The following is a 7,070-nucleotide window of genomic DNA, read 5'->3' as shown; positions in this document are numbered from 1 at the left end:
CGGGTGGCGCCCTCGGGCGCCGGGGGGAGGCGGCCCGGCCGGTGCGGCGGGCCGGGCCGGCCGGGTGCTACGCGGAGAGGGCGGCGCGCCGGGGTGCCCGGCGCCGGTCGGCGGAGCCCTGGTTGTCGCGGCCGGAGGCGGCCCGGGTGTTGCCACCGGTGTTGGCCCGGGCGTTGCCGCCGGTGTTGGCGGGGCCACCGCGGCCGCGGCGGCCCCGGCTCGCGGACGCGCTGCGGCGCGGCCGCTCGACGACGGGGTCGGGGATCACGACGGGCACGCCGGTGGGCACCCGGGCGCCGGTGATCCGGACGAGTTCCTCGTCACCGGCGGTGACCCTGGTGGTGACGGGGGTGATGCCGGCGGTGGTCATCATGCGAGCCATCGCGCGGCGCTGGTTGGGCAGGACCAGGGTGACGACGGTGCCGGACTCGCCGGCCCGGGCGGTGCGTCCGCCGCGGTGCAGGTAGTCCTTGTGGTCGCCCGGCGGGTCGAGGTTGACGACGAGGTCGAGGCCGTCGACGTGGATGCCGCGGGCGGCGACGTTGGTGGCGATCAGCGCGGTCACCTGGCCGGTGCGGAACTGTTCCAGGGTGCGGGTGCGCTGGGGCTGGGACTTGCCGCCGTGCAGGGCGGCGGCCTTGACCCCGTTCGCGAGCAGGTCCTCGACCAGGCCGTCCGCGCCGTGCTTGGTGTCGATGAACATGATCACCCTGCCGTCACGGGAGGCGATGTGGGCGATCGTGGCGTTCTTGTCGAAGTTCTGCACCTGCAGCACGTGGTGCTCCATGGTGCTGACCGTCGCCGCGGACGGGTCCACGGAGTGGGTGACCGGGTCCTTCAGGAAGCGCCGCACCAGGCGGTCGACGTTGCGGTCCAGCGTGGCGGAGAACAGCAGGGTCTGGCCGCCTTCGGCGACCTGCTCGAGGAGTTCGGTGACCTGGGGCAGGAAGCCCATGTCGGCCATCTGGTCGGCCTCGTCGAGCACCGTGATGTCGACCCGGTCCAGCCGGCAGTCGCCGCGCTGGATCAGGTCCTTGAGCCGGCCGGGCGTGGCCACCACGACCTCGGCCCCGCGGTTCAGCGCCTGGGCCTGGCGGCCGATCGAGGTCCCGCCCACCACGGTCGTCATCCGCAGCCGTACCGCGTGCGCGAACGGGGTGAGAGCGTCGGTGACCTGCTGGGCGAGCTCGCGGGTGGGGACCAGCACCAGGGCCAGCGGCTGGCGGGGGTCGGCCTTCCGGCCGGCGGTGCGGGCCAGCACGGCGAGACCGAACGCGATGGTCTTGCCGGAACCGGTGCGGCCCCGGCCCAGGACGTCACGTCCGGCCAGCGAGTTCGGGAGCGTCGCGGCCTGGATCGGGAACGGCGCCGTGACACCCTGCCGGGTCAGCGTGGAGAGCAGGGCCTTGGGCATGTCCAGCTCGGCGAACGTTTCGACGGCCGGGAGCGCCGGGGTGGTGCTCACCGGCATCGCGAACTCCTGCTGGGCGGAGGAACCCTGACGGGCGGTGCGGCCGCCCGAGGGCCGGTCCCCGTAGAAGGAGCTGCCACCGGCGCGGGTTCCGTGGGCGCGGCTGGAACGGGAGTTGGCGTTCTGGTACGAGGAGCGAGTGGAGCGGTTCATGCGGGAGACCTTCCTCGGGGCGGCACGTCACGGGGAAGGCTCCGGGGCGCGGTGCGCCGACGGAGACCGCAAGGGAACGGGCCGAGAGCTGTGACGGGTGGGGCGTGGACGGTGCAACCGTGCGGCACGCCACCTGCGGTCGGCGCCCGCCGGCATGGGCGGGAGCGAGGACCTCGAATCGAGATGTCACGGCAGGGGGGTGATTCGGACGCGGCGCTGTGCGTCTCGCGTGGGGGTGCCCGCCGGCGGCGGTGCTGGTCAGCGGGCTCAGTGGCCGGGGGCGCGCCTGAGGCAACGCCGAGGGGCCCGCACCGGGCATTGTGTACGCGGTGCGGGCCCCTCGCTGCTAGGCGGGTGCCGTGGCAGAAGAATTACAGCGGGCGAATGTTCTCGGCCTGCGGGCCCTTCTGGCCCTGAGTGACGTCGAACTCCACCTTCTGGCCCTCGAGCAGCTCACGGAAGCCGTTGGCGTTGATGTTCGAGTAGTGGGCGAAGACGTCCGGGCCGCCACCCTCCTGCTCGATGAAGCCGAAGCCCTTTTCCGAGTTGAACCACTTCACGGTGCCATTAGCCATTAAAAATCTCCTTCAAGGGGCTTTCCGGAGCACGCACAGCGCGAACTCCGAGTCGCCGCGATGAGCACCCACCCGGGGAAGAGCCGGGAAACAAAAATGCGCCTGCGGAATACATCAGCAGGCGCACACAAAGTTCATGGGAACCACTACTGCAACTAAAACGACTCTAGCAGGCCCGGGCGGGCAGCGGGCGGATATTTCGCCTCCGGTTTCGGGGAAGCCTCGTCCGGGGCCGCCGGTCCCGAGCGAGGCAGGGACCCAACACGCTTTGAGGGCAGGATGGTTGGCATGACGTGCACGGTCCGTGGCGGCGCCTCCCACCGGCGTGAATCCGCTGGGCGCGCCGTGTCCGGCCGCGCACCCCTGCGCCCTGGCGCCCTCGCGCACTCCGAACGGGACACGTCGCCGTCGGCGACCGCCTCACCCGCGACACGTACGGGGACCGGGCCGTGCCCTACCCTGGGAGTCATGTCGAACCCTGATGGGCTGCTCGTCGACATCGCCGCGATGGTGGAGTCCGAGCACAGCAACCAGATGGCCTTGACCGTGGTGGTCCCCGGCGCGGTGATCACCGGCAGACTCGCACCGGTGGCCCTGTGGTGGGAACGGGTGGCGGAGGTCCTCCAGGCCTCGGATCACCTGAAGCCGTTCGCCGCCCTCTTCGCCCCGCCCGCGGACGGCCCGCCCGCGCGGCCCACCCACCTCCACCTCCACCGGGCGAAGATCCTGCAGGGCGACTTCGCACTGCCCCACACGGGCGGCATGTACCGCATCGCCATCGAGGACATCAGCAGCTGGACGATCGGGGACCTCAGCTACTCCGATACCTGACAGCCCCGGCCGCCGCGCTCCCGCTCCGGTGCTCAGCCGTCCAGGCGGCGCCGGCTGAGCCAGGCGACCATCTCGGGATCCCGGTGGTCGAAGAACAGCGTCGTGCCGGTGTCGAGGGCGGCGACGGCGGACATCTGGTCGTGGTCCAGTTCGAAGTCGAAGACGTCGATGTTCTGCGCCATCCGGTCGGGGTTGACCGACTTGGGAATGGTCACGATGCCGCGCTGAACCAGCCAGCGGAGCACGACCTGCGCCACGGATTTGCCGTGCGCCTCGCCGATCCCGGCGAGGACGGGGTTGGTGAACAGCTCGTTCCTGCCTTCGGCGAAGCCGCCCCACGCCTGGTGCCGGACGCCGTGTTCGCGCATGAGGGCCTGGTCGGCGGGGCGCTGGAAGAAGGGGTGGGTCTCGATCTGGTTGACCGCCGGGGTGATCTCGTTGTTGAGGACCAGGTCGAGGAGCCGGTCGGGGTAGAAGTTGGCGACGCCGATCGCCTTGGCCAGGCCCTCGCGGTTGACGGCCTCCATGGCGCGCCACTGGCCGTACACGTCGCCGTACGGCTGGTGCATCAGGTACAGGTCGACGTGGTCCAGGCCGAGCCTGGTCAGCGAGGTCTCGAAGGCGCGGCGGGCGTTGGCCTCGGCGGGGGCGTCCTGGATCCACAGCTTGGTGGTGACGAACAGCTCCCGGCGGGGGATTCCGCTGCTCCCGATGGCGCGGCCGACGGCTTCCTCGTTGCCGTAGGCGGCGGCGGTGTCCAGCAGGCGGTAGCCGGCGGCGAGGGCCTCGGAGACGGCCTGCTCGGTCCGGTCCGCCGGGATCTGGTAGACGCCGAAGCCGAGGATCGGCATCCGGACGCCGTTGTTCAGGGTGACGTGCTGCACGGGGGCTCCTGGAGAGGACCGGATGGAAGGGGGCGGTGTCAGGTCGGCCGGTGGCTTCGGCGATCGCCGCCGGGACGCCGGTGGCGCGCCGTCCGGCGGCCTGCTGCTCCGCCCGGGTGGCCGTCCGAGGGTCCGTGCACGTCGGTGCCGCGCCATGGTGGTTCGCACTCTATCCATGACTCGTGCGATGCGCGCCCGCGCGTCGTTTCCACGCCGACGGAGGCGGAGCGAGCATGGGAACGGTCACCACGGACGGTGACGGGCAGGGACTGCCCGACAAGGTCAAGGGTCTGATGAAGGGGATCACCGACGACCTGATCGAGCTGGTGAAGATCCGGTCGATCTACGACACGAAGGACCCGAAATCCCACGAGGCGGACCTCGACAACGCGGCCACGACGGCGCAGAAGCTGCTGCAGAAGGCGGGCCTCACCCAGGTCGACCTGGTGGAGATCGGCGGCGGGGGCGCGGGGGAGCAGTTCGACTCCAAGCTCGTCCACGGCACCTACCAGTGCCCGGACGCCGGGCCCCACACGCCCACCGTCCTGCTGTACGCGCACTACGACGTCGTGCAGACCGACGAGACCAAGTGGCCCGACGCCTTCAAGCCGAGCATCGACGAGCACAACCGGCTGAAGGGCCGCGGGGCCGCGGACGACAAGTCCGGGGTGATGATGCACGTGGGCACCCTGCGGGCGCTGGACGGCAAGCCGCCGGTGAACCTCGTCGTGGTCCTGGAGGGCGAGGAGGAGGCCGGCCGGGGAACCCTGGAGGCGTACATCCAGGCCCACCCCGAGAAGTTCAAGGCGGACGTCATCATCGTCGCGGACGGTGGCAACACCGGTCTCGGCCAGCCGACGCTCACCAAGTCACTGCGGGGCTTCGCCATCGTGGACGTCACGGTCACCACGCTCGTCGACGGCACCCGGCACAGCGGCATGTTCGGCGGCCCGGCGGGGGACGCCTTCATGGTGCTGGCCCGCATGCTGGCCCGGCTGCACGACGCCGACGGCAACGTGGCCGTGCCGGGGCTCCGCTCCGACACGTGGGACGGCGTGCAGCCGAGCGAGGACGCGTTCCGCGCCGACGCCGGGGTCGTCCAGGGGATGAAGCTGCTGGGCACCGGCCCGCTGGGCGACCGGCTGTACACCAGGCCCTCGATCAACGTCATCGGTCTGACCTCGAAACTCCCGCCGCACGACCAGCCGGTCAACCAGCTCATCGACACGGTGACCGCCCGGATCGGCATGCGGCTCGCGCCGCTGGAGGACCCGGAGAAGGCCGCCGGGAAGCTGAGCGAGTTCCTGAACAGCGCCGCCGTCAATCCGTGGGGCGCCAAGGTCGTCGTCTCGGCGCCCCAGGAACTCGGCCGGGGCTTCTTCGCCGACATCACCCTGCCCGGCTACGACACCGCGGAGAAGGCGCTGGCGAAGGCGTACCCCGGCACCAGGACCCAGTACGCCGGGCAGGGCGGCTCCATCCCCCTGGTCACCCTCCTCCAGGCGAACAGCCCGAAGGCGGTCGTGCTGGTGATCGGCTGCGAGGAGCCGAAGTGCCTGATCCACGCACTGCACGAGAGCGTCAGCCTCGATGAGCTGGAGCACATGACGCTGGCCCAGAGCTACCTGCTGCAGGACTTCGGCGCCGCGACGACGCCGATCGGCTCCGGTGCCGAGCAGACCCGGGCCGCGGCGGCCACGCCCTCGCTCTCCTAGCCGCGCTGCCGGCCGGGGGCCCGGTCGGTCGGGATCCCCGGTCCGGGGGCCCCGGCCGGAGCGGGGGCGTCGGCAGGGCCGGCCCCGGCCGGGGCGGCGCGCGAACCGAGGAGCTGTGCGACCGGATCGGCGCTGCCCGTGGCGCTCAGCTCCTGCACCAGCTCGCAGTTCCTGGCGATCCTGCCGGCGACCCACTCGCGCAGCCACTCGGACAGCTGCGGGAGCGGCAGGTCGGACGGGGCCAGCCCGGTGAGCACGCACCCGGTCGCCGCCGCGCCGCCGACGTTGACGACCACGTCCGGCAGGACGGTGTGGCCGGCCTCGCGCAGCAGCCGGCGGGCCGGTGCGGTGCAGCTCAGGTTCCCGCCCTCGACCACCAGACGGGCCCGGACCGCGGGCACCGCCTCCTCGTCGACCGCGGAGGCGGAGGCCGCCAGCACCAGCACGTCGGCGTCGACGTGCAGCCACGCCTGCCCGGGGCCGTGGACCGTGACCCGGTCGGGCAGCCGGCTCCGGTCGATCGTGCCGTCGCTGCTGGTGAGCGCGGCGAGTTCGGTGACGGGCAGTCCGCGCTGGTCCTCGACGGTGCCCCGGACGTCGGCCACGGCCACCACCCGGTGGCCGTGGGCGGCCAGGTGACCGGCCACCGCGCGCCCGACGGTGCCGAAGCCCTGGATCGCGATGCGCTGCGGGGTCGGCGCGCCGGAGGCCCGTAGGGCGCCGAGCACCGCGACGGCCACGCCGAACCCGGTGATGTCGGCCATGTGGTCCCACAGTTCGGCCCAGCCGACGGTGAGGCGGGTGGTGCCGGGGAGGCGGGTGACGTCGTACCCGGCGGCCTCGAAGGCCAGCCGCCGGTCGGCGTAGGTGGTGCCCTGGTCGCAGCCCAGATACACCCCGCCGTGCAGCAGAGGGGCCGCGGCGCGGCCGAACTCCCGCATCACCGCCTCCCGTTCGACGCCGGCGTCCGGGTCGGGGGCGATGCCGGCCTTGGCGCCACCGATGGGCAGGCCGACCAGCGCCAGCTTGTGGGTCATCGCCCTGGCGAGCCCGGTCAGCTCCTGCTCGGTCACCGTCCGGGTCATCCTGGTGCCGCCCATGGCGAGGCCGTCGACCACGGAGTCGACGACGACCCAGCCCCGGGCCCGGCACTCCGGGAGGTCCAGGGCGGTGGAGAGCACGGGCCCGGTCGCCGGGCGCGCACCGTGCGGTGCGAGCGTCGGGTTCACTGCGCACCGTCCTCCGGGACGGACCGCAGGCGCAGGCTGTGGGGGCGCATGTCGGTCCACACGCGTTCGATGTGCGCGAGGCATTCGTCCTTCGCGCCCTGTACGCCGACCTCGTGCCAGCCCGCCGGCGACTCGCGGTCGGCGGACCAGATCGAGTACTGCTCCTCGTCGTTGACGACGACCTTCCACTGCTCGGTTGCCGCGCTGGTCAT

At 72.3% G+C, this 7,070-nt stretch carries 7 protein-coding genes; 2 read left to right on the top strand and 5 right to left on the bottom strand.

Annotation, left to right across the window (positions count from 1 at the left end):
• Positions 1–67 precede the first annotated feature (67 nt).
• Positions 68–1,624 carry a DEAD/DEAH box helicase gene (locus ACFVVA_RS37985; RefSeq protein ID WP_387695270.1) on the bottom strand — a complete coding sequence of 519 codons (1,557 nt, stop codon included), beginning with the start codon at positions 1,622–1,624 and terminating at the stop codon, positions 68–70.
• A 371-nt stretch (positions 1,625–1,995) separates the two neighbouring features.
• Positions 1,996–2,199 carry a cold-shock protein gene (locus ACFVVA_RS37980; protein ID WP_045694210.1) on the bottom strand — a complete coding sequence of 68 codons (204 nt, stop codon included), beginning with the start codon at positions 2,197–2,199 and terminating at the stop codon, positions 1,996–1,998.
• A gap of 468 nt (positions 2,200–2,667) precedes the next feature.
• Between ACFVVA_RS37980 and ACFVVA_RS37975 the strand changes: the two genes are divergently transcribed.
• Positions 2,668–3,030: a hypothetical protein gene (locus tag ACFVVA_RS37975; RefSeq protein ID WP_359908853.1), complete on the top strand. Its 363-nt coding sequence runs from the start codon at positions 2,668–2,670 to the stop codon at positions 3,028–3,030.
• A gap of 32 nt (positions 3,031–3,062) precedes the next feature.
• Here ACFVVA_RS37975 and ACFVVA_RS37970 read toward each other — a convergent pair whose 3' ends face one another.
• Positions 3,063–3,914: an aldo/keto reductase gene (locus ACFVVA_RS37970; RefSeq protein WP_387695269.1), complete on the bottom strand. Its 852-nt coding sequence runs from the start codon at positions 3,912–3,914 to the stop codon at positions 3,063–3,065.
• Positions 3,915–4,147: 233 nt separating this feature from the next.
• Here ACFVVA_RS37970 and ACFVVA_RS37965 point away from each other — a divergent pair, with 233 nt between their 5' ends.
• Complete coding sequence (locus ACFVVA_RS37965) at positions 4,148–5,629, top strand: M20/M25/M40 family metallo-hydrolase (RefSeq protein ID WP_387695268.1); 1,482 nt, start codon at positions 4,148–4,150, stop codon at positions 5,627–5,629.
• On the opposite strand, the gene ACFVVA_RS37960 is transcribed toward ACFVVA_RS37965, so the two are convergent.
• Together ACFVVA_RS37960 and ACFVVA_RS37955 are read right to left on the bottom strand one after the other, a co-directional pair.
• Positions 5,626–6,858 carry a Glu/Leu/Phe/Val dehydrogenase dimerization domain-containing protein gene (locus ACFVVA_RS37960; protein WP_387695267.1) on the bottom strand — a complete coding sequence of 411 codons (1,233 nt, stop codon included), beginning with the start codon at positions 6,856–6,858 and terminating at the stop codon, positions 5,626–5,628. The two genes, ACFVVA_RS37965 and ACFVVA_RS37960, sit on opposite strands and share 4 nt — an antisense overlap.
• On the bottom strand, positions 6,855–7,070 hold the full coding sequence (locus ACFVVA_RS37955; protein ID WP_387695266.1) for an MbtH family protein: 216 nt from the start codon (positions 7,068–7,070) through the stop codon (positions 6,855–6,857). The genes ACFVVA_RS37960 and ACFVVA_RS37955 overlap by 4 nt, the downstream gene beginning before the upstream one ends.

Source organism: Kitasatospora sp. NPDC058048 (assembly GCF_042885555.1).
GTDB classification, from domain to species: Bacteria; Actinomycetota; Actinomycetes; order Streptomycetales; family Streptomycetaceae; genus Kitasatospora; species Kitasatospora lactacystinica.
This window is presented reverse-complemented; position numbering and strand designations above follow the sequence as displayed.